Annotated in this window: 25 protein-coding genes; 21 read left to right on the forward strand and 4 right to left on the reverse strand. The window is 34.2% G+C overall.

From position 1 onward, the window contains the following. The first annotated feature begins 25 nt into the window (after nucleotides 1–25). The 21 genes from PP176A_RS08210 to PP176A_RS08320 all read left to right on the forward strand — a co-directional run bounded on the left by PP176A_RS08210 (nucleotide 26) and on the right by PP176A_RS08320 (nucleotide 21,536). Nucleotides 26–733 (forward strand): DUF2225 domain-containing protein, encoded by a 708-nt coding sequence (locus PP176A_RS08210; RefSeq protein WP_071139986.1) that lies wholly within the window; start codon nucleotides 26–28, stop codon nucleotides 731–733. Nucleotides 734–812: 79 nt separating this feature from the next. Next, nucleotides 813–2,045: an esterase/lipase family protein gene (locus PP176A_RS08215; RefSeq protein ID WP_071139987.1), complete on the forward strand. Its 1,233-nt coding sequence runs from the start codon at nucleotides 813–815 to the stop codon at nucleotides 2,043–2,045. 104 nt (nucleotides 2,046–2,149) lie between these two features. Further along, nucleotides 2,150–3,115, forward strand: coding sequence for an ABC transporter substrate-binding protein (locus PP176A_RS08220; protein ID WP_071139988.1), 966 nt, complete (start codon nucleotides 2,150–2,152; stop codon nucleotides 3,113–3,115). Nucleotides 3,116–3,134: 19 nt separating this feature from the next. Next, the gene (locus PP176A_RS08225; RefSeq protein WP_071139989.1) at nucleotides 3,135–4,184 is read left to right on the forward strand and encodes a FecCD family ABC transporter permease; all 1,050 of its coding nucleotides are present in this window, start codon (nucleotides 3,135–3,137) and stop codon (nucleotides 4,182–4,184) included. An 18-nt stretch (nucleotides 4,185–4,202) separates the two neighbouring features. Beyond that, a complete protein-coding gene (locus PP176A_RS08230; protein WP_071139990.1) occupies nucleotides 4,203–5,462 on the forward strand; it encodes an ABC transporter ATP-binding protein in 1,260 nt (419 codons plus the stop codon). 137 nt (nucleotides 5,463–5,599) lie between these two features. Then, the gene (locus tag PP176A_RS08235; protein WP_071139991.1) at nucleotides 5,600–6,427 is read left to right on the forward strand and encodes a Cof-type HAD-IIB family hydrolase; all 828 of its coding nucleotides are present in this window, start codon (nucleotides 5,600–5,602) and stop codon (nucleotides 6,425–6,427) included. A 52-nt stretch (nucleotides 6,428–6,479) separates the two neighbouring features. Further along, entirely contained in the window at nucleotides 6,480–6,947 is a 468-nt protein-coding gene (gene trmL, locus PP176A_RS08240; protein ID WP_071139992.1) for a tRNA (uridine(34)/cytosine(34)/5-carboxymethylaminomethyluridine(34)-2'-O)-methyltransferase TrmL, read from the forward strand. 14 nt (nucleotides 6,948–6,961) lie between these two features. Further along, the gene (locus PP176A_RS08245; RefSeq protein WP_071139993.1) at nucleotides 6,962–7,342 is read left to right on the forward strand and encodes a GrdX family protein; all 381 of its coding nucleotides are present in this window, start codon (nucleotides 6,962–6,964) and stop codon (nucleotides 7,340–7,342) included. Nucleotides 7,343–7,416: 74 nt separating this feature from the next. Beyond that, nucleotides 7,417–8,361 carry a thioredoxin-disulfide reductase gene (gene trxB, locus PP176A_RS08250; protein ID WP_071139994.1) on the forward strand — a complete coding sequence of 315 codons (945 nt, stop codon included), beginning with the start codon at nucleotides 7,417–7,419 and terminating at the stop codon, nucleotides 8,359–8,361. Nucleotides 8,362–8,386: 25 nt separating this feature from the next. Beyond that, entirely contained in the window at nucleotides 8,387–8,704 is a 318-nt protein-coding gene (trxA, locus tag PP176A_RS08255; RefSeq protein ID WP_071139995.1) for a thioredoxin TrxA, read from the forward strand. 70 nt (nucleotides 8,705–8,774) lie between these two features. Then, entirely contained in the window at nucleotides 8,775–10,061 is a 1,287-nt protein-coding gene (locus PP176A_RS08260; RefSeq protein ID WP_071139996.1) for a glycine/sarcosine/betaine reductase component B subunit, read from the forward strand. A gap of 28 nt (nucleotides 10,062–10,089) precedes the next feature. Continuing rightward, complete coding sequence (gene grdA / locus PP176A_RS08270; RefSeq protein ID WP_083381868.1) at nucleotides 10,090–10,566, forward strand: glycine/sarcosine/betaine reductase complex selenoprotein A; 477 nt, start codon at nucleotides 10,090–10,092, stop codon at nucleotides 10,564–10,566. Nucleotides 10,567–10,598: 32 nt separating this feature from the next. Beyond that, the gene (grdB, locus tag PP176A_RS08275) at nucleotides 10,599–11,909 is read left to right on the forward strand and encodes a glycine reductase complex selenoprotein B (RefSeq protein WP_083381869.1); all 1,311 of its coding nucleotides are present in this window, start codon (nucleotides 10,599–10,601) and stop codon (nucleotides 11,907–11,909) included. A 198-nt stretch (nucleotides 11,910–12,107) separates the two neighbouring features. Next, nucleotides 12,108–13,646: a glycine/sarcosine/betaine reductase complex component C subunit beta gene (gene grdC, locus PP176A_RS08285; RefSeq protein ID WP_071140001.1), complete on the forward strand. Its 1,539-nt coding sequence runs from the start codon at nucleotides 12,108–12,110 to the stop codon at nucleotides 13,644–13,646. Between the two features lie 10 nt (nucleotides 13,647–13,656). Further along, nucleotides 13,657–14,844, forward strand: coding sequence for a glycine/sarcosine/betaine reductase complex component C subunit alpha (gene grdD, locus PP176A_RS08290; protein WP_071140002.1), 1,188 nt, complete (start codon nucleotides 13,657–13,659; stop codon nucleotides 14,842–14,844). Nucleotides 14,845–14,960: 116 nt separating this feature from the next. Next, nucleotides 14,961–15,986 carry a BMP family lipoprotein gene (locus PP176A_RS08295; RefSeq protein ID WP_071140003.1) on the forward strand — a complete coding sequence of 342 codons (1,026 nt, stop codon included), beginning with the start codon at nucleotides 14,961–14,963 and terminating at the stop codon, nucleotides 15,984–15,986. A gap of 101 nt (nucleotides 15,987–16,087) precedes the next feature. Further along, a complete protein-coding gene (locus PP176A_RS08300; RefSeq protein WP_071140033.1) occupies nucleotides 16,088–17,614 on the forward strand; it encodes an ABC transporter ATP-binding protein in 1,527 nt (508 codons plus the stop codon). After that, nucleotides 17,595–18,719 carry an ABC transporter permease gene (locus tag PP176A_RS08305; RefSeq protein ID WP_071140004.1) on the forward strand — a complete coding sequence of 375 codons (1,125 nt, stop codon included), beginning with the start codon at nucleotides 17,595–17,597 and terminating at the stop codon, nucleotides 18,717–18,719. The genes PP176A_RS08300 and PP176A_RS08305 overlap by 20 nt, the downstream gene beginning before the upstream one ends. After that, a complete protein-coding gene (locus tag PP176A_RS08310; RefSeq protein ID WP_373419510.1) occupies nucleotides 18,712–19,641 on the forward strand; it encodes an ABC transporter permease in 930 nt (309 codons plus the stop codon). Before PP176A_RS08305 ends, PP176A_RS08310 begins: the two co-directional genes overlap by 8 nt. 113 nt (nucleotides 19,642–19,754) lie before the next feature. Continuing rightward, the gene (locus PP176A_RS08315; protein ID WP_071140005.1) at nucleotides 19,755–20,261 is read left to right on the forward strand and encodes a type 1 glutamine amidotransferase domain-containing protein; all 507 of its coding nucleotides are present in this window, start codon (nucleotides 19,755–19,757) and stop codon (nucleotides 20,259–20,261) included. 72 nt (nucleotides 20,262–20,333) lie between these two features. Continuing rightward, the gene (locus PP176A_RS08320; protein WP_071140006.1) at nucleotides 20,334–21,536 is read left to right on the forward strand and encodes an FprA family A-type flavoprotein; all 1,203 of its coding nucleotides are present in this window, start codon (nucleotides 20,334–20,336) and stop codon (nucleotides 21,534–21,536) included. A gap of 114 nt (nucleotides 21,537–21,650) precedes the next feature. Here the strand turns inward: PP176A_RS08320 and PP176A_RS16225 are convergent, their stop codons facing one another. The 4 genes from PP176A_RS16225 to PP176A_RS08335 all read right to left on the reverse strand — a co-directional run bounded on the left by PP176A_RS16225 (nucleotide 21,651) and on the right by PP176A_RS08335 (nucleotide 24,953). Then, nucleotides 21,651–21,815, reverse strand: a complete 165-nt coding sequence (locus PP176A_RS16225; RefSeq protein WP_159429051.1) for a hypothetical protein — start codon at nucleotides 21,813–21,815, stop codon at nucleotides 21,651–21,653. Then, complete coding sequence (locus PP176A_RS08325; protein ID WP_071140007.1) at nucleotides 21,812–23,125, reverse strand: tetratricopeptide repeat protein; 1,314 nt, start codon at nucleotides 23,123–23,125, stop codon at nucleotides 21,812–21,814. Before PP176A_RS08325 ends, PP176A_RS16225 begins: the two co-directional genes overlap by 4 nt. Before the next feature lie 275 nt (nucleotides 23,126–23,400). After that, nucleotides 23,401–23,628, reverse strand: a complete 228-nt coding sequence (locus PP176A_RS08330; RefSeq protein ID WP_071140008.1) for a hypothetical protein — start codon at nucleotides 23,626–23,628, stop codon at nucleotides 23,401–23,403. Beyond that, complete coding sequence (locus PP176A_RS08335) at nucleotides 23,628–24,953, reverse strand: helix-turn-helix domain-containing protein (RefSeq protein ID WP_071140009.1); 1,326 nt, start codon at nucleotides 24,951–24,953, stop codon at nucleotides 23,628–23,630. Before PP176A_RS08335 ends, PP176A_RS08330 begins: the two co-directional genes overlap by 1 nt. Nucleotides 24,954–25,171 lie beyond the last annotated feature (218 nt).

Here is a 25,171-nt window from a genome sequence, read left to right on the forward strand (position 1 = left end):
AATAAATTAGGAGGAATATAATTAATTGGTTGATAAAACAATGATATACGAAAAAAAAGTTAAATGTCCCGTATGCAATAAAGAATTTATGACGACTAAAGTTAAAACATCTAAACTAAAACTTGTGAAAAGAGACGAGGATTTTTTAAATTATTATAAAGGAGAAGAACACCCTTTAAAATATGAAGTGTTTTTATGTCCGTTTTGCGGATATGCCGCCATGGAGAAGAGGTTTGATAAAATAAAGCCTTCCGGGAAGAGTATTATATTGAGAGATATAACTCCTAAATGGCATAAAAGAGATTTGAAAGCAGAAAGATCTTTTGAAGATGCGATAAATGTTTATAAATTAGCTTTATATTGCGGAGAAATTATAAAGAAGAGTAAAGTTGAATTGGGAAACATTTGCTTAAGAATAGGCTGGCTGTACAGAATACAGGGAATTGATAATGAAGAGAAAAGATTTCTAAGATACGGAAGAGATCTATTTGAAGAATCTTATTATAAGGAAGATTTAAGGGAGAACGGCTATGATGAGGTAACTTTATCATATTTAATAGGAGAATTGTCAAGAAGGCTTGGAGAAGAAGAAAAGGCATTGAATTGGTTCAATACGGTATTTATCGTTTGCAGAAACAATAAAAATCCTGTTATTGAAGAAATGGCGAGGGATCAATGGAATCTGATAAGGGAAGGAAGAACCCAAAAAGCAAACACAACTGATAATGAATGAAGACCAGATTTTAAAAATATTATTCTAAACCATAGTTAAAAAGAATATCCTGGTAATAAAAATTAATGGAGGAGTGCATATGGATAATCCCTTAATATTTATACCGGGACTTTTTGGTTCTATGGGAGACGATGTTATAAGAGGAACAGGAGGGTTCTCCTTTGGGTTGGCTTCAAAGATATATGTTCCCTTTATAAAAACCCTTTTAAGCATGGGATATATAGAAAATCAAAGTCTGTTTATAGCTTTTTATGATTGGAAGAATACATGTGAACTCTCAAGCGAAAGGTATTTAATTCCGACTATTGAAAAAGCCAAGAGGATTTCCAACAGCAAGAAGGTGAATTTAATTTGTCATAGTATGGGAGGGCTGGTAGCGAGAGCATATATTCAAGGAAAAAGATATAGAAATGATGTAGATAAAATTATAATGATCGGAACGCCCAATTCAGGTGTTGTTAAATCTTATTATTTTTGGGGAGGAGGTAAGATTCCTTATCTTGATTTGGAAGAAAACCTCTTGTATAAAGGATTTAAAGTAGGGCTTGGAATATACTTTAAGATTTTCAAGAAGATGGATTATGTGGATTTGTTAAGGGAGACCTTTCCGGGAGTAAGGGATTTGCTTCCAAGCAATGAGTATGGGAATTATTTGATACTGAAAAGTCAGGAAAAAGATGAATTCATTCCTGTAAGGAATATGAACAGTCAAAATGTTTTTTTAAACGATCTTTCAAAAGAAAGGCTTAAAAACTTTGAAACTTATCTGATATCGGGTATTGGAAAAAGGACAAGCAAATATTTAACTGTAGAATATGACAAATACAAGAATGAATGGACTGATGGGAAACCTGAATTTGCATTGGTTACAAATTTGGGAGACGGAACCGTAACCTTAAACAGCTCTTCTGCTTTTTATGGGGAAAAGATAGAAATTAAAGGAGACCATGGGGATATCCTCTGTGGGTCAAGAGATTATATATCCGATATTCTTGGAAAAAGAAGAGCGGCCGAAATACCGACTGAAAAGATGGAGTGTATATATGTTCTCATTTCTTCAAATATCAATAGGGCAGATATAGCTGCTAATATGGAAGATTCCAAAATTTCAACGCAATTCTTAGAAGGAAATCATTATTTATCATTTCTGTATACCGATAAAAACGAAGATTTCAATATTTTTTTAAATCCCATAAAAGAAAAAGATGCCAAAGCTGTTCTCATTTATATTGATAATAAAAATGAAATCAAGATATTATTTAATAAAAACATTAATAAAAAAGTATTTTTAACCAAGGAATCCTTGATTTAGCCCTCCTAATTTGATAGAATTTTATTTGATTAAGAGTATTATTCTACCGGGGATTTCCGGGAAGGAGATGAAAAGATAATTTTTTTGAATAGGAGGAATAGATTATGAAGAAGAACGGCATTAGATCGTTGTTTTTGGTTTTTATGATGACAGTATTGATATTTTCCTTTGGAACGGGCTGTACAAAACAAGATGCCGAAAATGAAAAAGGCAACTCGGAAAGTGAAGAGAAAACTAATAAGGAAGTTAATTATCCTTTAGATATAACAGACCAGTTTGGGAATAAAGTTACAATTGAAAAAGAGCCCAAGAGAATTGTGTCTTTAGCTCCAAGCCATACGGAAATTCTTTTTGCATTGGGATTAGGAGAAAAGATAGTCGGAGTTACAGATTTTTGTAATTATCCTAAAGAAGCTTTATCTAAAGAAAAAGTTGGTTCTTACCAAAATATAAACCTTGAAAAAATTATTAGTTTGGAACCTGATTTGGTAATACAGTACGGACAAGGAAATGAAGAAACTAATAATAAGATGAGAGAAGCTAAGATAGCTTTAGTGTCATATGAACCGGAAAACGTATTGCAAATTGAAGATACTATTGTTGATATAGGTAAAATAACAAATACTGAAGAAAAAGCCAAAGAGATTGTATCTTCAATGGAAAAAAGAAAGGATGCTGTAGTGGAAAAAGTTAAAAATGCGAAAAAAATAAGTACCTTTTATGAAATATGGTATGACCCTTTGATGGCTGCAGGTCCGGGTTCATTTATGGACGAACTGATAAACTTGGCAGGGGGGAAAAACATTGCGGGAGACGCAACGGAAGGATATCCTCAATTTGACTTAGAGCAACTTGTTGAAAGAAATCCTGATGTGTATTTGGTTTCAAAGGACAGTAAAGAAAAAACCATTGATTCCATTAGGGAAAGACCTGGGTATGGGGATATAAATGCAGTTAAAAATGATAGAATTTATCTTTTAGATCCGGATATAGTTTCAAGACCTGGTCCCAGAATAATAGATGCCCTTGAATTAATAGCAAGATCAATACATCCGGAACTTTTCAAATAATAAATAAAGCAGGTATATTATGAGATTTAAGATGAATAGAAAGAATTACGGAAAAATTATATTATTAATGTTTATATTACTTATTTTTTTGGTTGCTGTTTTTTCTACAATGGGAAGTGCAAATATTAAAGTTATAGATACCGTGAGGATAATTTTATCAAAATTTCCTGTATTGGGTGATCATATAGATACATCGGATATATCTGATTCTTCTAAAATTATTATTCTCAATATAAGGCTTCCCAGAGTACTTTTGGGAGTTATTGTGGGGGCAGCCCTTTCAATATCGGGAGCGGCGTTTCAGGGAATATTTAAAAATCCCATGGCAGATCCCTATATCATAGGAATATCTTCGGGGGCGGCTCTGGGAGCTGCTATATCCATAGTGGCAAAGATTGATTTTAGTTTGCTGGGAATGTCTTCTGTCTCCATTGGAGCATTTATAGGAGCGATTGCCGCGGCTTTTCTGGTTTATTTTATTTCACGAGTTAAAAATAAAATACCGGTAGATAATCTTCTGCTTTCGGGTGTTGCAGTAGGACAATTTTTTACGGCTGTTATGTCTTTTATAATGGTGATAAATTCCAAGGATATGTCCAAAATTATATTTTGGACTTTAGGGAGTTTTTCAGGCAAGGGTTGGGAACCCTTTTTAAAAACTTCTCCTCCTGTTATAATATTTATGATTATTCTTACTTTTTTTGCAAAAGATTTAAATATAATACTTACGGGAGAAGAGGCAGCTCAAAGTTTGGGGGTGGAAGTTGAGAAAACCAAAATTTATATACTTGTTATATGTGCTTTTATAACATCTTCGGTAGTCTCAGTATGTGGTATAATAGGATTTGTAGGGCTTATAATTCCTCATATTGTAAGGCTCATTGTAGGTCCGGATCATAGAATACTTCTGCCCAGCTCGGCTCTTGTAGGAGGAATGTTTATGATATTTGCAGATACGGTAGCGAGAACTGTAATTTCTCCTACTGAAATACCTGTAGGAATTATAACCGCTATGTTTGGAGGGCCGTTTTTTATTTACTTATTGAGAAAAAGGAAAAAAACCGTATAGATTTCAGGAGTGAAAGAAATGACTTATGTTTTGGAAGTTAACAACTTAGAATTTGGATATATGGAAAATAAAAAAGTATTAAATAACGTATCCTTTAATATAGAAAAGGGGAAGTTTGTAAGTATAATCGGACCCAACGGCTGTGGGAAAAGCACTCTCATTAACAATCTGTGCAATATATATAAGCCTGATAGTGGGAAGGTATTGTTGGATGGGAAGAACATAAGGGAATACAAGACAAAGGAATTATCAAGGAAGATATCCCTTGTTCCTCAGAATACATATATTCCTTATGATTTTTCCGTGTTTGATGTAGTTCTTATGGGCAGATATCCTTATATCAGCAGATTTCAAAATGAAAAGGAAAATGATTTGGAAATCGTCAATGAATGTTTGAAACTAACTAATATATTTGAATTGAGAGACAGAAGTATAAACAAAATAAGCGGAGGGGAAAGACAAAGAGTAATTATTGCAAGAACACTGGCTCAAGAATCGGAAATAATATTTTTGGACGAACCTACAAGTCATTTGGATATAAACCATCAAATAGAAATACTTTCTCTTTTAAAAGATTTTAATAAAAATAAAGGAACTACTGTTGTATTGGTAATCCATGATATTAATTTGGCTTTAAGATACAGCGATGATATAATACTTATGGACAAAGGGAAAATATTATCTCAAGGAGTTCCAAAGAACGTCATAACCAGAGAAAACATAAAAAAAGCCTATAATTTAAATTCAATAGTTGAAGAAAACCCTTATACTGACAGCATTTATATAGTACCTCTTCAATTAAATAAGGCTGAAGAGAAAATTAGAAAGAAAAAGATTCATGTAATAGCTGGCGGAGGAACGGGAGGAGAAATATTAAGCAAATTGGAAGAAGCGAATTTTGATATTACTTTGGGAGTTATAAATATAGGAGACAGTGATTGGAAGCTGGCAAAGAGGTTATCAATAAAAGTGATAGAAGAGCAGCCTTTTAATGAAATAGGAGAAATTGCTTTTGAAAAGAATATGAAATCCATAGAAGAATCTGAAATAGTAATATTAAGTGATGTGCCTTATGGAAGAGGAAATTTAAAGAATCTTCAGAGCGCCTATGAAGGATTAAAAATGGGTAAAAAAGTATATTTAATACAAAAGTCCAAAGGCTATAAGAGAATGGACTGGACGGAAAAAGAAGAGGGAGAAAAACTTCTGTTTCAGATGAAAAAAGATGGACTCATCATATTAAATAGTATAGAAGATTTTATTAAGATACCCGGTTGATACCTTTTAGTTCTTATGAATTGATTTATTTTTATTAGGAAATCATTTTCATTTAATTATTATTTAAGATTTGGTTTAAATTTTTACTAATTTTATGCTATACTTTATTTGTTCAAAATTATTAAGGAGGTATATCAATGAGGTATAAGGTAATTGCAATAGACATGGATGGGACTCTTTTAAACAGTAAGGAACGGATATCTGAAAAAAATAAAGATGTTATAAGAAAAGCCGAAAAAAGAGGAATAAAAATAGTTCTTGCTACAGGAAGAATATTTACTTCGGGACTGCATTATGCCAAAGGTTTGGGGATAGATACTCCGATTATATCTTGCAACGGCGGATATGTATCAAATCAGGATGGTTCACAGGTCCTATATAAAAATCCCATTCCCACTGAGATTGGTGAAAAAGTATTTGAGGTTGGGAAAGAGGAAGGCATGTATTACCATTTTTATAATGAGAATACTTTCTTTTCAACGGGTATGACTAAGGCAACTTTAAAATATTATGAGAATAATCAAAGCCTGCAAGGTAAAGATAAAATAAATATTGAAGTAGTCGATAATCCTGTTGAAGTTATAAGAAATAAAAATATCGATATATTTAAAATTACTTTTATTGAGGATGATAAAGATAAATTAATGTCTTTCAGAGAAAAAATATCTCGATTAAACGGAATTGAAATTGCAAGTTCTTGGTATAACAATTTTGAAGTTATGAATGAAGGAGTGTCCAAAGGGACCGCTCTCAGAGAATTATGCAATATCTTAGGAGTAAAAAAAGAAGAAGTTGTGGCAATAGGAGATAATGAAAATGATATATCCATGTTTAGATTTTCGGGATTGTCTGTTGCAATGAAAAATGGAGTGGAAATAGCAAAGAAAAGTGCAGATGTTATAACCGACACAAATGATGAAAACGGAGTAGGAAATGCTATTGAAAGATACGTTCTTAATAATTAGATTTATAATTGAAAATTTAATGTAAAATACAATTTTGGAAAGAAGAGATAGTATGTCTGTACACATAGTGCTTGTGGAACCGGAAATTCCTCAAAATACAGGAAATATTGCAAGAACTTGTGCTCTTACAAAATCAATTCTTCATTTGGTAAGACCTCTTGGGTTTTCCACTGATGATAAACATTTAAAAAGAGCTGGTCTTGATTATTGGAATCTTGTAAATATAAATTATCATGATAGCATTGAAGAACTTTTAGATAAATATGATAGAGAGATGTTTTTCTATGCAACTACTAAGGGAAAGCAAAGATATACGGATATGAAGTATTTTGATAATTGTTTCTTAGTATTTGGCAAGGAGACAAGGGGACTTCCTATGGAGTTGTTGTCTAAAAACTGGGACAGGACTATTAGAATTCCCATGAGATTGGAGATTAAAAGATCTTTAAACTTATCTAATTCGGTAAATATTATTCTTTATGAAGCTTTAAGACAATTGGATTTCCCCGGAATTGGTTAGTAAGGAGAATTTATATGAAAAAATTTTTTATATTGACAAACAACCCAATGGTGAGAGATAGATATTATAAAGAGTTTGAAGTACAATATTTCAGTGTTGATTTATTGGGTATATTAAAATATGCAAGGGATAAGATTCATTTAGGATATAAACTTGGGACTCATCCTCTGTCAGGAAGCGTAAAGCCAAATGAAACTCCATATAAATCTATTATTATGTGCTATGGAGATGCACTTGACTTGGATTCCCTCTCAATTATTGAAAACAGTATTATGACTGCTGAAAAGTTTTTGAAGGGAAAAAGGCCTTGTAAATGGAATGAAAGTGTCCTTAAGGATTTTCAGATAATAGATTTATCCCTTATGAACTCTGCAATAAAGGATAATTTATTTTAAAAATTAATTTTTTTTAACATTGATAGATTTAATTATTATAATGACATATAGTATATGTTGGGAGGGATGTAAGGATGAAAGAAGTTTATGATTTAATAATTATCGGGGCAGGGCCTGCCGGATTATCTGCCGGACTATACGGTGCAAGAGCCAAGCTAAATGTACTTATAGTGGAAAAAGAGAAATCCGGAGGACAAATTGTGATGACAGAAGAAGTTGCTAATTATCCGGGTTCTATAGAAAATGCAAGCGGACCGTCTTTAACCGCCAGAATGGTTCAACAAGCAGATGCATTTGGAGCTGAAAGAACTCTTGATACGATAACGGAAGTTCAAATTGATGGAAAGATAAAGGTACTTAAGGGAGAAAAAAGGAATTATAAAGCAAAGGCAGTAATAATAGCAACAGGTGCAAAATCCAAACCGATTGGATGCCCTGGAGAAAAAGAATTCACGGGGAAAGGGGTATCATATTGTGCTACTTGCGATGCCGACTTTTTTACGGATCTGGAGGTATTTGTAGTAGGAGGAGGAGATGCGGCTGTAGAAGAAGCTATGTATCTTACTAAGTTTGCAAGAAAAGTAACAATAATTCACAGAAGAGATAAATTAAGGGCGGCTAAATCAATTCAGGAAAAGGCTTTTAAGAATCCCAAGATTCAGTTTTTGTGGAATGCAGCTGTTAAAGAAATAAAAGGCGATGGAGTAGTACAGTCTATGATTGTAAAAAATACAATAACGGGAGAGGAAAAAGAAATATTTGCAGATGAAGACGATGGTACTTTCGGCATATTTGTGTTTATTGGATACAATCCTGTAACTCAGCTCTTTGAAGGAATATTGGACATGGAAAGAGGTTATATAAAAACCGATGAAAATATGAAAACGAATATTCCCGGAGTATTTGCGGCGGGAGACTGCAGGGTGAAGTCATTGAGGCAAGTAGTTACCGCAACATCCGATGGGGCAATAGCAGCTGTTGAAGCTGAAAAATATATTGCGGATACATTTGATGTTTAAATATAATAAAGAGGAGGAATAAATAATGTTAAGTCTTGACAAAACTAATTTTGAAGAAGAAGTATTAAAGTCAAAGGGTTATGCATTGGTAGATTTTTGGTCTCAAGGTTGTGAACCATGTAAGGCATTAAAACCTCATGTTGAAGAAATGGAAAAAACATATGGTGATAAGATTAAATTTTGTGAATTGGATATAACGAAAGCAAGAAGAGTCGCTATAGGGCAAAAGGTTTTGGGATTACCTGTAATAGCTATATATAAAGACGGAGAAAAAATTGATGAAAAGATAAAAGATGATGCTACCGTAAAATCTGTAGAAGAGATGATCAAAAAATATATTTAATTCAAATTGTTTTTAATTCCTTCATGGAATTAAAATATATATTTAAACAACTAAGGAGGTGAAGAAATATATGAAGCTTGATCTGGGTTATATATTTATTAAAGATGTTCAGTTTGGCAAGGAAACTAAAGTGGAAAATGGAGTATTATATGTTAATAAGGAAGAACTGATATCTTTAATAAAAGAAGACGAGCATATAGAAGATGTAAAAGTTGAACTTGCAAGACCGGGAGAAAGCATAAGAATTACACCGGTAAAAGATGTCATTGAACCGAGAGTTAAAGTAGAAGGTGCAGGAGGAATTTTTCCGGGAGTAATTTCAAAGGTGGAAACCGTCGGAAGTGGCAGAACAAATGTGTTAAAAGGCTGCGCTATAGTTACAACAGGAAAGATAGTAGGATTTCAGGAAGGCATTATTGACATGACCGGCGTAGGAGCAGAATATACTCCTTTTTCAAAGCTTAATAATATAGTATTGGCATTTCAACCTAAAGAAGGGCTGAAACAACATGAATATGAACATGCCCTGAGAATTGCAGGTTTGAAAGCCGCAACTTATGTAGGGAAATCAGCTTCCCAATTAGTTCCCGATAAGGTAGAAAGTTTTGAGACATTACCTCTATTGGAGGGCATAAAAGCATATCCTGATTTACCTAAAGTAGTTTATGTTTTAATGCTTCAAAGTCAAGGATTGCTTCATGATACTTATGTTTATGGTGTAGATGCAAAGCGTATGGTTCCTACGATAGTGTATCCTACAGAATTGATGGATGGGGCTATAATCAGCGGGAATTGTGTTTCTGCCTGCGATAAAAATACTACCTACCATCATTTAAACAATCCTGTAATTGAGGATTTGTTTAAAAAACATGGAAAGGAACTTAATTTTGTAGGAGTAATAATAACCAATGAAAATGTTTATTTGGCAGATAAAGAGAGATCTTCTAATTGGACAGCAAAATTAGCTGAGTATTTGGGAGCAGACGGAGCAATTGTTTCCCAAGAAGGATTTGGAAATCCCGATACTGATCTTATTATGAATTGCAAGAAGATAGAAAATAAGGGAATTAAAACAGTAATAATTACCGATGAATATGCCGGAAGAGACGGAGCAAGCCAGTCATTGGCAGATGCAGACGTATCGGCCAATGCTGTAGTAACGGGAGGCAATGCAAATGAACTTATTACACTACCTCCAATGGAAAAAGTCATAGGGGATATAAGACAGGTTGAAGCCATAGCCGGAGGATTTGTAGGTAATTTAAATAAAGACGGTTCCGTAGTAGTAGAACTTCAAGCTATTACTGGTGCTACTAATGAAATGGGCTTTAATAAAATGTCGGTAAAAGGATATTAATAATATGTAGAAGAAAGGAAGTGAGAACATGTCAATGTTGGAAGGGAAAAAGGTTATAATCATCGGAGACAGAGACGGTATACCGGGTCCCGCAATAGAAGAATGTCTAAAGGGAACAGGATGCGAAGTTGTATTCTCATCAACAGAATGCTTTGTCTGAACTGCAGCAGGAGCAATGGATCTTGAGAATCAGAAGAGGGTTAAAGAATTAGCTGAAAAATACGGTCCGGAAAATACAGTAGTTATAATCGGCGGTGCAGAAGCAGAAGCTGCCGGATTAGCTGCCGAAACCGTTACAGCTGGTGATCCTACTTATGCAGGTCCATTGGCAGGAGTCCAGTTGGGACTCAGAGTTTATCATGCAGTAGAACCGGAATTTAAAAAGGAAGTTAATCCCGAAGTTTATGACGAGCAAATAGGAATGATGGAAATGGTTTTAGACGTAGATGAAATAAGGAAAGAAGTTAAAACTATAAGAGATGAATATACAATATTTAAAGATTAGTGCCCCCGTGGACAAAGGAGAGGGTGAGAATAATGGGAAAGATTAAAGTTGTTCACTATATAAATCAGTTTTTTGCAGGTATAGGAGGAGAAGAAAAAGCTGATTATAAACCGGAAATAAGAAAAGGGTTTGTAGGTCCCGGTATGGCTTTGAATGCTGGCTTTAAGGGAGAAGTTGAGATAGTGGCCACAATTATATGCGGCGACAGTTATTTCAACGAAAACATTGAAGAAGCAAAGGCTGAAATAATTAAGATGGTAAAAAGCTATAATCCGGATATGTTTATAGCAGGACCGGCTTTCAATGCAGGAAGATACGGAGTTGCCTGCGGCACAATAGCAGATGCTGTATATAAAGAACTTGGAATACCTGTTTTAACCGGAATGTATGTAGAAAATCCCGGAGCAGATATGTTTAAGAAAAGTATATATATAGTATCAACTAAAAATAGCGCTGCAGGAATGAGAGACGCAGTAAAGAAAATGGTTCCTTTGGCACTTAAGCTTGCCAAGGGAGAAGAAATAGGAATGCCGGAAGAAGAAGAATATATACCGCGGGGAATCAGGAAAAACTATTTTGCAGAAGAACGAGGTTCTGCAAGAGCAGTAGATATGATGATTAAAAAATTAAAGGGAGAGGAATTCACAACAGAATTTCCTATGCCGAAATTTGACAGAGTTAAGCCGAATCCTCCTATAAAGGATATTGCTCACGCTAAAATTGCATTGGTTACATCGGGAGGAATAGTTCCAAAGGGAAATCCCGATCATATTGAATCTTCCAGTGCATCTAAATATGGGAAGTATGATATCGAGGGAGTAAATGATCTAACCTCTGAAACATATCAGACAGCTCATGGCGGGTATGATCCTGTATATGCCAATGACGATCCTGACAGGGTTCTGCCTGTGGATATAATGAGGGATTTGGAAAGAGAAGGTAAAATAGGAAGCTTGCATAGATATTATTATGCTACTGTCGGAAATGGAACAGCAGTAGCCAATGCAAAAAAATATGCGGCGAATATTGCAAAAGATTTGGTGGCAGATAAAGTAGATGCAGTTATATTAACCTCCACTTGAGGCACCTGTACACGTTGCGGTGCAACAATGGTGAAGGAAATTGAAAGAGCAGGAATTCCTGTTGTTCATATGTGTACTATAGTTCCTATATCTTTAACTGTAGGAGCTAACAGAATAGTACCTACAGTTGCAATTCCTCATCCTCTTGGGAATCCGAGTCTGGACAAAAAAGAGGAGAAAGAATTGAGAAGAAAGCTTGTAGAAAGAGCTTTGAAGGCTTTATCAACAGAAGTAGAAGAACAGACTGTTTTTGAAGAATAATATATTTGTTTTTAAATGGGTGGTAGAATTATCACCCATTTAAAAACTATAATTCTTATAACCCATAGGAAAATCCAATTTTCATTAATATATATTTGACCTTAAGTGGGTTTCAACAAAGGCTTCATTAGTTTATTGATGTTTCGATAAAAGCCTTTTTAATAATTTTCGTAATATAATTTTTGGAGGTGTAATAATATGAATTATCCTGTAGTTAAAGGAGCCGGGTATGTCTTGATTCATACTCCAGATATGGTTATACACAATGGTACAACGCAGACAACAGAAAGGATTATAAATCCAAATTCAGATTATCTGAAAGAGCTGCCAAATCATCTTCGCAGCTTTGAAGACGTTGTTAGTTATCCTCCTAACCAAACATATATTGGAAATATCACTCCGGAGGACTTAAAAAATTATGGAGAACCGTGGTATGATAAAAAAGTGAAAGAAGCAAATAAGATAGGAAAATTTGGAGAAATAATGCCGGAAGATGAATTTATAGGCTTTATGAAGATAGTTGATACCTTTGATCTTGTAAAGCTCACCGATAATTTCAGCAACAGTGCCAAAGAAAAACTTTTGAAGCATCATTTTATAAAAGAAGAGTTGGTTTCAAAAATTAAAAAAGGAGAAGAAAAAACTGAAATAGAGAGATTAATAAACGAGCAAGGGGCAGAAGGACTTTTCTTCAATAATGAACTTGTAGGCTGTATAAAGAGAGCTCATGATATTGACATCAATCTAAGTGCTCATGTAATGTTTGAAAACATTGCGGTTAAAGCTTCAGGAGCGATAGCAGCATTAAATCTGATTGACAAGAATAATATCAATCCTGAAGACGTTGAGTATATAATTGAATGTTCGGAAGAGGCTTGCGGTGATATGAATCAAAGAGGAGGAGGAAATTTTGCCAAATCCATAGCCGAAGTAGCAGAATTTATAAATGCTACGGGCTCAGATACGAGAGGCTTTTGTGCAGGTCCTACCCATTCCATAATAGAGGCTGCTGCTTTAGTCCAATCAAAGATATATAAGAACGTGGTTGTGGTTGGCGGAGGTTCAACCGCTAAACTGGGGATGAACGGGAAAGATCATGTGAAAAAGGGATTACCCATATTGGAGGATGTGTTGGGAGGTTTTGCAATTCTCATAGGAGAAAATGACGGAGTAAATCCCGTACTGAGAACGGATTTAGTCGGGAGACATACCGTAGGAACAGGTTCTTCGCCTCAGGCAGTAATTACTTCCTTGGTAACCGCACCTCTGGATAGAGGAAATCTGAAGATTACGGATATAGATAAATATTCGGTAGAAATGCAAAATCCGGATATAACGAAACCTGCGGGAGCAGGAGATGTGCCGAAAGCTAATTATAAGATGATAGCGGCATTGGGAGTTAAGAGAAATGATATTCAAAGGACGGAAATAAATTCTTTCATTGAGAAACACGGAATGGAAGGATGGGCACCAACTCAAGGTCATATTCCTTCGGGCGTGCCATATGTGGGACTTGCAAGAGAAGGCATCCTTGCGGGGGACATTAACAGAGTCATGATAGTAGGTAAGGGAAGTCTTTTCCTTGGAAGAATGACTAATTTATTCGACGGAGTATCTATAGTTATAGAGAAAAATCATGGAATTGAAAAGGAAGACAAGGAAGTTTCCCAGGAAAATATTAAAAAACTTATAGCAGAAGCTATGAGAGATTTTGCATCTCATTTAATAGATGATTAGAGGTGATAAAATGTCAGACAATGTAAATAAAATGATAGGTGAGATTTTTAACGACATGGCAGATATTTTGGAAGGCAGAAGTACAGGCAAAAAGGTAAGAGTAGGAATAACAACTTTTGGCAGTGAACATGGAGTTGAAAATGTAGTCAAAGGTGCGGAGATGGCACAGAAATCAGATAAAACCGTGGAAGTAATATTGATAGGACCAAAAGTGGACAGTTCTTTAATTCAAGAAGCAGTAAAAGATGAAGAAGAAGGATATAAAAAAATGGAAGAACTTCTTGACAGCGGAAAAATAGATTGTGCAGTTACCATGCATTATAGTTTTCCGGTTGGGGTATCGACTGTAGGAAGAACTGTAAGCCCGGGAACGGGAAAAGAAATATTTATAGCCACAACCACAGGAACCTCATCATCTCATAGGGTTGAAGCTATGATTAAAAATGGAATATTGGGTATAATAGCGGCTAAATCCATGGGAATTGAAGATCCCAAAGTAGGCATATTAAATGTAGATGGGGCAAATCAAGTTGAGAGGGCATTAGAAAGGCTGAATTCCAACGGATATAAAATTAATTTTGCCGAATCCATGAGAGCCGACGGAGGATGTATCATGAGAGGAAATGATCTTCTTACAGGTTCGGCTGATGTAATTGTTACCGATACTTTGACGGGAAATATTCTTTCAAAATTATTTTCGTCATTTACAACGGGAGGCAGCTATGAATCTTTGGGTTACGGATATGGGCCGAGTATAGGAGAAGGGTATGACAGGAAGATACTTATAATATCAAGAGCATCAGGAGCTCCAGTAGTTAAAAATGCCATATTGTACGGAAAAAATATAATAGACGGAGAAATTCGAAAGAAACAAGAAGAAGAATTTTCAAGAGCTAACAATGCAGGATTGAAAGAAATTTTAAAAGATGTGACAAAGGATACAAAAAAAGAAGACAAAAATGAGTATGAAGAAGTTCAAGCTCCATCGAAAGAAGTAGTTACAGGGTCTATTGCGGGGATAGATATTATGGAGTTGGAAAATGCAGTAAAAGTTTTGTGGAAAAACGGAGTTTATGCAGAAAGCGGAATGGGATGTACGGGACCTATATTAATGGTTAATGAGGAGAAACTGCCGAAGGCTGTGAATATTTTGTCAAAGGAAGGATATATATCAAGAGAATCAAATATTCAATGTTAATTGTTTTTCCGAAACTTCTGAAAACATTTTTGCTAAAATATATGGATAGAGAGCAGGAATTATAAAAGATATGTAGAATAGAAATATGAGTTAATATATTTAGAGGGGGAGTTAAGATGAGGAAAATTGTATCGATTTTAATTATCTCGGTACTTGTCTTAGGTATTGTAGGATGTTCTAAAGATGGTGGAAATTCAGATTTAAAGGTAAGCATGGTTACTGATGTAGGCGGAGTAAATGATGAATCTTTTAACCAATCGGCGTGGGAAGGTTTACAGAAAGCAGGAAAAGAATTGGGTGTGAAAGTATCTTATCAGGAATCTCATCAAGATGCGGATTTTCAACCTAATATTGAGGCAGCTACAGATGCAGGAAACAATCTGATAATCGGTATCGGTTATAAGTTGTCGGATGCTATTAAAGAGGCTGCTGAGAAGAATTCAGAGATAAAATATGCTATTGTAGATTTTTCTTATGATGATACTCCAGGCGGTACTCCCGATAATGTAGTTGGGATAGTATTTAAACAAGAACAGCCGTCATTCTTAGTAGGGTACATAGCAGGAAAAATGACAAAGACGAACAAAGTCGGTTTTGTAGGCGGTATGGAAGGAGATGTAATATGGGCTTTTGATTACGGTTATCAGGCAGGAGTTAAATATGCAAATAAGGATGCGGAAGTTTTGAGACAATATGCGGAATCCTATACTGATGCGGCAAAAGGGAAGGCCATAGCGACATCAATGTATCAGCAGGGAGCGGATATAGTGTTTCATGCGGCAGGAGGAGTTGGAGACGGTGTTATAGAAGCGGCCAAAGAACAGGACCAGTATGCAATAGGTGTTGACAAGGACCAGAATTTCAAGGCTCCGGATAATGTTATTACATCTGCTATGAAGAGAGTTGATGTCGGAGTATATAATGTAGTTAAAGATTTAAAGGAAGGTAAGTTCCCAGGAGGGACTACCGTAGTTTATGGGTTGAAAGAAGGAGCCGTAGATATTGCTCCGACTTCGGATAAACACGTTCCAAAGGAAATACTTGACGAAGTTGAGCAATTGAAAAAAGATATAATAGATGGGAAAATTGTAGTTCCGTATAATGAAGATACTTACAAGGAGTTTATAAAAACCTTACAATAAAAATTGATAGGCGGCTCAGGCAAATGCCTGGGCTGTTTGATATTAAAGATAGGAGGTCAACCTTATTGAATAGGATTGATTTTTCAACCAAAGTCCTGGAAATGAAAAAGATAACTAAAAAATTCGGCAATTTTGTTGCAAACGACGGTATAGATTTAACAGTTCATAAAGGGGAAATTCATGCGCTTTTGGGAGAAAACGGAGCAGGCAAGACTACGCTTATGAATATTCTTTATGGATTATACCAGCCTACATCAGGAGAAATATTTATAAATGGAAAAAAAGTAAATGTCACAAATCCAAATGTATCGATAAAAAACGGAATAGGCATGGTTCATCAACATTTTATGCTGATAAATACCTTCACTGTAGTGGAAAATATAATATTAGGCATGGAAACGACCAAAAAAATGGGTTCTAAGGATTCAGGGTATTTGGATATGAATAAGGCTAAAAAAGAAGTGGAAGAGCTGTCTAAAAAATACGGACTTTTTGTTGAGCCCGAAATAAAAATTGAAGATATAACTGTGGGTATGCAGCAAAGGGTTGAGATATTAAAGGCTCTTTATAGAGGTGCGGATATTTTAATACTTGATGAGCCTACAGCAGTATTGACTCCTCAGGAAATAGATGAACTTATTCAGATAATGAAGAAATTAACCGAACAGGGCAAAACAATAATTATTATTACTCATAAATTAAAAGAAATAAAACAAGCAGCGGATTATTGTACTATTATCAGGAGAGGGAAAAAGGTTGGCACGGTAAAAGTTGAAGATGTGTCTGAAGAGGAATTAGCGGAAATGATGGTTGGGAGAGAAGTAAGTTTTAAAGTTGATAAAAAAGAGAAAGAAAAAGGCGAAGAAATACTTAAGATAAATAACATTGTAATCAAGGACAATAGAAATTTAAGTGTGGTAAATGACCTTTCTCTTACCCTTCATAAAGGAGAGATATTGGGTATTGCGGGAGTAGACGGAAATGGACAAGCCGAGTTAATTGAAGGGTTGATGGGATTAAGAAAAATTGAGAAAGGGAAAGTTTATTTAAAAAACGAAAATATAACTAATTACATACCTAAAAAAATAATAGAAAGAGGAATGTGTGCCATTCCTGAGGACAGGCAGAGAAGAGGTTTAATATTAGACTTTGATATATCGGAAAATATGATTCTTGAAAAGTATGATAAAGAGCCGTTTTCTTATAAAGGAAGAATTAATCGAGAAGAAGTAAAAAAATATGCGAAAGAAATTATAGGAAAATTTGATATACGGCCTATAGATGAAACTTCAAAGGCGGGCTCCCTTTCAGGAGGAAACCAGCAGAAAGTAATAATCGGAAGAGAAATATCCAATGATCCGGAAGTACTTATAGCGGCTCAGCCTACAAGAGGGCTTGATGTAGGAGCTATAGAATTTGTTCATAAGTACTTGGTAGAACAAAGGGATAATGGTAAAGCAGTTCTTCTTATTTCCTTTGAATTAGATGAGATAGTAGATCTTTCCGATAGAATCGCAGTAATATTTAATGGGAAAATAGTTGATGTTTTAGATGCCAAAACAGTTGATGAGAAAAAATTGGGATACCTTATGGCAGGAGGTTCAGAAGATGAAAAAAAACAGATTTAAATATACTGCTATTTCAATTTTAATTGGTTTGATAGTAGGAGCAATTATACTTGGAGTAAGCGGATTTAATCCCTTTGAAGCATATTGGATAATGATCACCGGAGTCTTTGGCAGTTCAAAATATATTTCCTGGACAATAATAAGATCTACATCTGTTATCATTACGGGTATTTCTGTAGCATTTGCCTTTAGAACGGGATTATTCAATATAGGTGCGGAAGGACAGTTTATAATCGGAGCAATGGCAGCCACATTAGTAGGTTATTTTTGGCACCTTCCTCCTATTGTACATGTAATAGTTGCATTTTCTGCAGCTTGTATTGCAGCGGCAATTTGGGGAGGAATTGCAGGAGCCATAAAATCAAAATTTGGGATTAATGAAGTAATTACATCTATAATGCTGAATTGGATAGCTCTTTATTTAAATAATTATGTTATATTTTGGGATAAATTTAAAAGGCCTAACAGCGAGGCATCATATAAAATTCTTGAAAGTGCTCAAAGCAGTATACTCACTAATTGGAAACTTACAGAGGCCGGAAGAACTTGGATATCAAATCACCCGTTGATCGGTGGATTTATTGATCCTCCTATAAACATAGGATTTATAGTTGCCATATTATTGGCTTTTCTTATAAATTATATATTAAATAACACCACATTGGGATATCAACTGAGAGCAGTCGGATTCAACAAGGATGCATCAGAATATGGAGGAATAAATGTTAAAAGAAATATAGTAGTGGCTATGATGATATCAGGGGCAATTTCAGGAGCGGCAGGAGCTCTTCATGTACTTGGAGTTTCCAATGAAATATCTGTTCTCGCCGCAATGGAAGGCAATGGATTTAACGGTATGGCGGTTTCTCTTATTGCAGGGAATAATCCCATAGGCTGCATATTTGCAGGGCTCTTATTCGGAGGATTAACTTATGGAGGCCATAAGCTGCAGCCTATAATGGGAGCACCTTCCGAAGTAATAAATATAATGATAGGTACTATAGTATTTTTTATAGCTATGCCTAAATTTGTTCAGATGATAGTTGATAGAAAAGGAAATTTTAAGATTGTGAAGAGAGGTGAAAAAGTTGAATCTGATAAATGATTTGGGACTTATAATCGGGATCACTTTAATGTATGCCGCACCTCTTATGTATACGGCTTTAGGAGGAGTAATATCTGAAAATTCGGGAGTAGTTAATATAGGCCTTGAAGGTATGATGACCATGGGAGCATTCATAGGAGCAACAGTATGCTATTATTCCCATAGTCCATGGTTAGCATTTATTGCGGCAGGATTATCGGCGGGAGTTCTTGCTCTTCTTCATGCCATAGCAAGTGTCACTTTTGGCGCCGATCAGATTATATCGGGAACTGCCATTAATTTTTTAGGTCCCGGACTTGCTCTTTTCTTAAGCAGAATATTTTTTAACGGGGCGACAATGACTCTAACCATAAAATTGGAAGATAAGATGCCCAGGCCTTTAAATGGAATATTTTCTCCGGGAAGCTTTATGGACTTGGTGTTCAATCAGTATGCAACGGTATACATGGCCTTTATCCTGGTATTTGTTCTTTGGTTTATTTTATATAAAACAAGGCTGGGGCTGAGAATAAGAGCTGTCGGAGAACATCCGAGAGCGGCAGATACTTTGGGAGTTGATGTTTTTAAAATAAGATATATCTCGGTTATTTTATCCGGAATATTTGCGGGATTTGGAGGAGCTGCAATGAGTATAGCGGTGGTTTCAAATTTTAGAGCTACACTTATTTCGGGACAGGGATTTATAGCATTGGCAGCTATGATCTTCGGAAAGTGGAAACCTCAAGGTTCAATGTGGGCTTGTCTTTTGTTTGGAATGGCGCAAGGATTGGTTGTGTACTTAGGAGGAACAAAACTTCAAATATCGTCTCAACTTCTTGCAATGATACCATATGTATTAACAATAATAGTCCTGATGGGTTTTGTAGGGAAATCTTCAGGGCCTGCTGCAGACGGTGTTCCTTATGAGAAGAATCAAGGCTGATAAAAAGCTCTTAATCTTAAGATTAGGAGCTTAATGTTTCAAGCATAAAAGTTAGGGTAAGATTGATATTAAAGAGATAAGTGAAATCAATGAGATTAAGGAGGTTTTATAATATGAAAAGAATAGCTGTTCTCGCAGAACAACAATTTGAAGATATGGAGCTTATGTATCCTTATTATCGTCTTTTGGAGGAGGGATATCAAGTTGATGTGGTAGGAACGGAAAAAGATAAAGTTTATAAAGGGAAAAACGGATATCCCGTGAAAAGTACTCATGCTTCGAGAGAAGTAAGCAGCAAAGATTATGACGGCGTAATAATTCCTGGTGGATATTCTCCGGATTACATGAGGAGATGTAAGGAAACTGTAGAATTTGTAAAGGAAATGGACAGAGAAGGAAAACTCATAGGAGCTATATGTCATGGTCCGTGGATGCTGGCTTCCTGCTGTAAATTAAAGGGAAAAAAGGTTACCTCATTTATATCCATAAAGGATGACTTGACAAATGCGGGAGCAATATTCGTGGATAAGGAAGTTGTAGTAGACGGAAATTTAATTACTTCCAGAACTCCCAAGGATTTGGTGCCGTTTATGAAATCCGTTATTAATATGTTAAAATAAATATTGAAGAATATATGAAAAGGAAATTCAAATAATAATAGAAATAATTTTATGTGGGAGGTCAGGAGTATTATGTATTGTGTTCAGGAAGTTAGTCCTCAAATTTTTTGGGTAGGAGGCAGCGATAGGAGATTGGAGCGTTTTGAGAATATGTTTCCATTGCCTAACGGTATTTCTTATAATTCCTATTTAATTTTGGATAAAAAAACAGCTCTTTTAGATACTGCAGATTCTTCTATCAGCAGTTTGTATTTGGAAAATGTTGAACATGTGTTAAATGGAAGGACATTGGATTATCTGGTTATTAATCATATGGAGCCGGATCATTGTGCCAATATTCAAGATATTGTATTCCGATATCCAAAGGTAAAGATTGTCGGTAATTCAAAAACTTTTCAATTTATAGAACAGCTCTTTAATTTTGATAAAAAAAATGATTATTATGAAGTAAAGGAACAGGACGAAATATGTTTGGGAGAACATACTTTGAAGTTTTATTTTGCGCCTATGGTTCATTGGCCTGAAGTTATGTTTACCTATGAAACAAAGAAGAAAATTTTATTTTCCGCCGATGCCTTTGGTACATTTGGAGCTTTAAACGGCAACATATTTAGTGATGAGATTGATTTTAAGCCTGTTTATCTTTCGGAAGCAAGGCGATATTATACAAATATTGTAGGAAAATATGGGCCTCAAGTACAGAATATATTAAAAAAACTTTCCGATACCGATATAAACATGATTTGCTCTCTTCACGGACCCATATGGAGGAAAAATCTAAATTATATTTTAGATAAATACAATAAATGGAGTAACTACGAACCGGAAAAACAGGGAGTTATATTAGTTTATGCATCTATGTACGGGCACACGGAAAATGCCGTAAGTATTATTGCCAATAAATTGTCGGAAAGGGGAGTTAAAGATATGAGAATATATGATGTTTCCAAAACTCATCCTTCCTACATTATTGCGGATGCATGGAAATACAGCAACATTGTTTTTGGTTCTCCCACTTATAATATGGGATTATATTATGGAATGGAATTTCTTATCCGTGAAATGGCGAGATTGAATTTTCAAAAGAGAAAAGTTTCGTTAATCGGCAATGGTACATGGGCTAACAGAGCTGTAAAAATAATGGAGGAACTCCTTGAAGGAATGAAGAACATGGAAATTGTCGGTACGCCCCTTGAAATTAAATCATCTATGAAAAAAGAGCAGGAAGGGGAATTCGATAAATTGGCAGAGTCCATCTGCAATTCGATGAAATAGTGGGTGAAAATCAAAGTACCTGTCCTCAAAAAAGGGGACAGGTACTTTGATCTTTAGATTTAGTTAAATAGTAAAAAAATTTAAATAGGGGTTAAGCACAATGAGTTTTGAAATTTAAATTCTTTCCGGATCCGGGAGCATTCCTAATGGATTTACTATAATTATACTGTTGATTCTTTCTGGATCTGGAAGCATTCCTAAAGGACTTACTATGTTTAAGCCTATTGATAGTATGAGTGATAAAAATAATACTGCAAATAATTTCCTGCATTTTTTCATTTTTGTTTTCCTCCTTTATTAAGTATTTTTTGAACAAAATCCTTAATCTTTTCTTCCTTGTTATATAAAATCAAGTTTAGTAATAAAACAAACCTGTCGTCTTTTTGAATGTTTGAAACTTCCTGAATAAGCTCTTCCATGAGATCATCAATTTTTTTGATCTCATTTTTCTCAATATATAAATTAAATAATTTTAATAGAATCTTTGAATGCAGATCTTTCTCATCGTTAATTCGTGCTGTTTTAAGAGCTTTTAATAAGTATTCTTCTGAAGAATCATATTCTTTTAAGAAAAAATATGCATCAGCTATTTCTAAATATAATCTTATCATATAAAAAGGACTTTCATTTAAGTTGGACAGCAAATGAAGAATATGATTTAAATACTCGGTAACTTTAATCTCATTTTTTTGTATTACGAAAATTTCCATGAAATCTACATATAATAAGTATAATTCATCATAGCTTCTTTTATCGTTTAGCATTTTCAATGCAAGATTATAGGCATTTAAGGCCTTGCCATATTCTCCTTTTTTTACATAACAAAATCCTTCTGAAACCAATATCTTTCGTTCCAATTTGTCGTTTGCATTCAAATTATATTTTTTTGCAATTGCTAATTCTCTTAATCCGTCATCAAATTTATTTAAATAGCTGTAGGCAAGGGCATTATTGTAATGAAATACTTTTTTATCATTGTCCGTCAAATTTTTTTGACTTAGAAGCCCGAGATTTCCAAGTCTGATTGCTTCTTCATATTTTCCGCTGTTGATACAATTGGATATTAGATTTGATATTATTCTGTAGTTTCCTTTTCTCTTCGGGTACATGAAGGAGTATTCCCAAGCCTTTGTCAAATACATATGCTCATTTTCAAAATCGCGAGCCTTATAATACATATCTGCCCAGAGTTCATATATTATTATCTTCTTATCGCTTAGATTCCAATTATTTAAGAACAGTTCTACTTTTTGCAGTTCTTCAGGTCTGATTTCAAGATGGTTATCATCCAAACGTTTCCTCAATCCTTCGATATATACATCTGCATCTTTTTTAGCATCATATCGCTTTGGATCTAATATATCCTCCGGCTCGATATATATATTCATATTTTTTTCCATTGCATTGCTATTCATATTTTCTGCAATTATCTTTGCATTATCTTCATATAATGGGGTTTTATCATTTTCTATGAGGCTTATTAGATTTCTTGTAATCTTTCCGCCAGTTATTGAATATTGCTTTAATTCCAATTCTTTTCTGATTCTTTTTAAATTTTGACCAACAGTAATATTCTCATCTTTAACCATGATATCAGTCCCTTTATCAGTTTTTATTTTATTATATCATAATTAGATATACAAGTAAAGAGATTTACTTAAAATATATAAAAAATTATATAAAATTTTATATGTAATAGGAAAATGTATCTATGTAAAAAAACCTTTATCAAAACATCGGTATATTAAAGTAAATAGAACATTCCTATTGGATATAAAGAGAGTTTCTAATTTTAAATTAGAAACTCTTTTGTAGAATAAAGTCTGTAAATTAATTATAAAAATTTTAAATGGGATAGAGAGGCCTAAATATTTATGGTATAATTGCTCATAATACCTTCAGCTCTGATAGGGTCTGGGCCTACGGTCGAAAATATTCCTTCGGCTCTGATAGGGTCTGGGCCTACGGTCGAAAATATTCCTTCGGCTCTAATAGGATCTGGGCCTACGGTAAGGGGACTCATGATCCATATACTCGTTAATATCATAAATAATACCAGTAATTTTATGAATGACCTTTTATGATCTTTCATTATACATTTCCTCCCTTATTTATTATTTTTTGAGCTAATTTCTTAGCCTTTTCTTCATCTTTATCTTTAAGATAATATAAAATTAACTTCGCTGATAATGCGGTTTTGTCGTCTTTAGGAATATTTGATATATATTCTGTTAATTCCCTCATGACATAATCGATTTTTTCATCTTCATCTCTTTCAGTATAAAAGTCGAACATCTTCAACAAAATTCTTGACTGTAGTTCTTTTTCATTTTTGTTTTTAGCTGATTTTAATGCAATTTTTAAATACTTCTCACAAGAATCATATTTTTTTAAAAAAGAATATGCATCAGAGACATCTAAGTAAGCATTTGTTATATAGTGTGGCATTTTTGTTAAATGAGGGAAAACATCCATGATAAGGTCTAAATATTCGGTAACTTTAGAATGATTTTTTTGATTTATAAATACCTCTATTGAATTTATATATACTAAATACAACCCCTCATAGTCATTTTGATGATCTCTTAACATTTCTAAAGCATGAGCATATGCTTCTAAAGCTTTATCGTATTCTTTCTTTTTTGTAAAGGAATTGCCTTCCAATATCATTATTCTTATTGCTACATTATCATTTACATTCTTAATATATTTTTTTGCCATATTTACTTGGTCTAAACAATTATCCGGTCTGTTTAAATGGCTGTAAGCAAGTCCTATGTTATAATAGAATAACCCCTTTGAACGGTCTGTCATCTCTTTCTGGCTCCCAAGGCCGAAGTTTCCTAATCTGATAGCTTCTTCATATTTTCCGGTATTAATATAGTTGGCTACTAACTTTAATACTATTTTATAAACATCTTTTTTTTGAGGATATATAAAGGAATAATCCAAAGCCCTTGTCAAATACTTATATTCGTTGTCCAAATCATGTTTGTAATAACATAAATCGCCTATCAGTTCATATATGGTAGCTTTTTTATCGCTTAAGTTCCAATGATTTAAAAATCTTTCGATTTCTTCCAGCTTTTCCTCTTTAATTTCGAAATTTTTTTCATCTAAAAAGTTTTTTAACTCTTCTATGTATTCGTCAGCTCTTTTTTTGGCGTCATATCGAGCAGGATTTAATATGTCTTCCGGCTCAATGATGATATCCAATTTTTTTTCTTCCAATGCGATATTCATAGTTTCCGCGATTATCTTTGCGTTATCTTCATACAATGGAGTTTTGTCGTTTTCTATAAGACTTATTAAATTTCGGGTAATTTTGCCTCCGGTGATGGCATACTGTTTTAAATTCAATTCCTTTCGAATTCTCTTTAAGTTTTGTCCGACAGACAGACTTATACTCTCATTCATAATATCAATCCCCTGTAAAATTTATTTTAATTAATTATATCATAAAGATATTTTTAAGTAAAGGAAATTACTTTTTTATCAAAATAAATCCGTTGCTGGAATATGTGGGAAATACATAATTATATTTAAGTTACTAATTGTTACAAAAATTTAATAAATAGATCAAAAATTTTCTCAATTTAAATTTTTATAATTTATTTCCTGTTGCGACATTATTT

Source organism: Sporanaerobacter sp. PP17-6a (genome assembly GCF_900095615.1).
Lineage (GTDB): Bacteria > Bacillota > Clostridia > Tissierellales > Acidilutibacteraceae > Acidilutibacter > Acidilutibacter cellobiosedens.

Excerpts from the sequence above, each read along its gene's own strand:
- PP176A_RS08220 (WP_071139988.1), top strand. The coding sequence starts at position 2,150 with ATGAAGAAGAACGGCATTAGATCGTTGTTTTTGGTTTTTATGATGACA.
- PP176A_RS08330 (WP_071140008.1), bottom strand. The coding sequence starts at position 23,628 with ATGAAAGATCATAAAAGGTCATTCATAAAATTACTGGTATTATTTATG.
- PP176A_RS08300 (WP_071140033.1), top strand. The coding sequence starts at position 16,088 with ATGAAAAAGATAACTAAAAAATTCGGCAATTTTGTTGCAAACGACGGT.
- grdC (WP_071140001.1), top strand. The coding sequence starts at position 12,108 with ATGAATTATCCTGTAGTTAAAGGAGCCGGGTATGTCTTGATTCATACT.
- trmL (WP_071139992.1), top strand. The coding sequence starts at position 6,480 with ATGTCTGTACACATAGTGCTTGTGGAACCGGAAATTCCTCAAAATACA.
- PP176A_RS08305 (WP_071140004.1), top strand. The coding sequence starts at position 17,595 with ATGAAAAAAAACAGATTTAAATATACTGCTATTTCAATTTTAATTGGT.
- PP176A_RS08225 (WP_071139989.1), top strand. The coding sequence starts at position 3,135 with ATGAGATTTAAGATGAATAGAAAGAATTACGGAAAAATTATATTATTA.
- grdD (WP_071140002.1), top strand. The coding sequence starts at position 13,657 with ATGTCAGACAATGTAAATAAAATGATAGGTGAGATTTTTAACGACATG.
- PP176A_RS08215 (WP_071139987.1), top strand. The coding sequence starts at position 813 with ATGGATAATCCCTTAATATTTATACCGGGACTTTTTGGTTCTATGGGA.
- PP176A_RS08325 (WP_071140007.1), bottom strand. The coding sequence starts at position 23,125 with ATGGTTAAAGATGAGAATATTACTGTTGGTCAAAATTTAAAAAGAATC.
- PP176A_RS08320 (WP_071140006.1), top strand. The coding sequence starts at position 20,334 with ATGTATTGTGTTCAGGAAGTTAGTCCTCAAATTTTTTGGGTAGGAGGC.
- PP176A_RS08335 (WP_071140009.1), bottom strand. The coding sequence starts at position 24,953 with ATGAATGAGAGTATAAGTCTGTCTGTCGGACAAAACTTAAAGAGAATT.
- PP176A_RS08315 (WP_071140005.1), top strand. The coding sequence starts at position 19,755 with ATGAAAAGAATAGCTGTTCTCGCAGAACAACAATTTGAAGATATGGAG.
- trxB (WP_071139994.1), top strand. The coding sequence starts at position 7,417 with ATGAAAGAAGTTTATGATTTAATAATTATCGGGGCAGGGCCTGCCGGA.
- PP176A_RS08295 (WP_071140003.1), top strand. The coding sequence starts at position 14,961 with ATGAGGAAAATTGTATCGATTTTAATTATCTCGGTACTTGTCTTAGGT.
- PP176A_RS08260 (WP_071139996.1), top strand. The coding sequence starts at position 8,775 with ATGAAGCTTGATCTGGGTTATATATTTATTAAAGATGTTCAGTTTGGC.
- PP176A_RS08235 (WP_071139991.1), top strand. The coding sequence starts at position 5,600 with ATGAGGTATAAGGTAATTGCAATAGACATGGATGGGACTCTTTTAAAC.
- PP176A_RS16225 (WP_159429051.1), bottom strand. The coding sequence starts at position 21,815 with ATGAAAAAATGCAGGAAATTATTTGCAGTATTATTTTTATCACTCATA.
- PP176A_RS08245 (WP_071139993.1), top strand. The coding sequence starts at position 6,962 with ATGAAAAAATTTTTTATATTGACAAACAACCCAATGGTGAGAGATAGA.
- PP176A_RS08230 (WP_071139990.1), top strand. The coding sequence starts at position 4,203 with ATGACTTATGTTTTGGAAGTTAACAACTTAGAATTTGGATATATGGAA.
- trxA (WP_071139995.1), top strand. The coding sequence starts at position 8,387 with ATGTTAAGTCTTGACAAAACTAATTTTGAAGAAGAAGTATTAAAGTCA.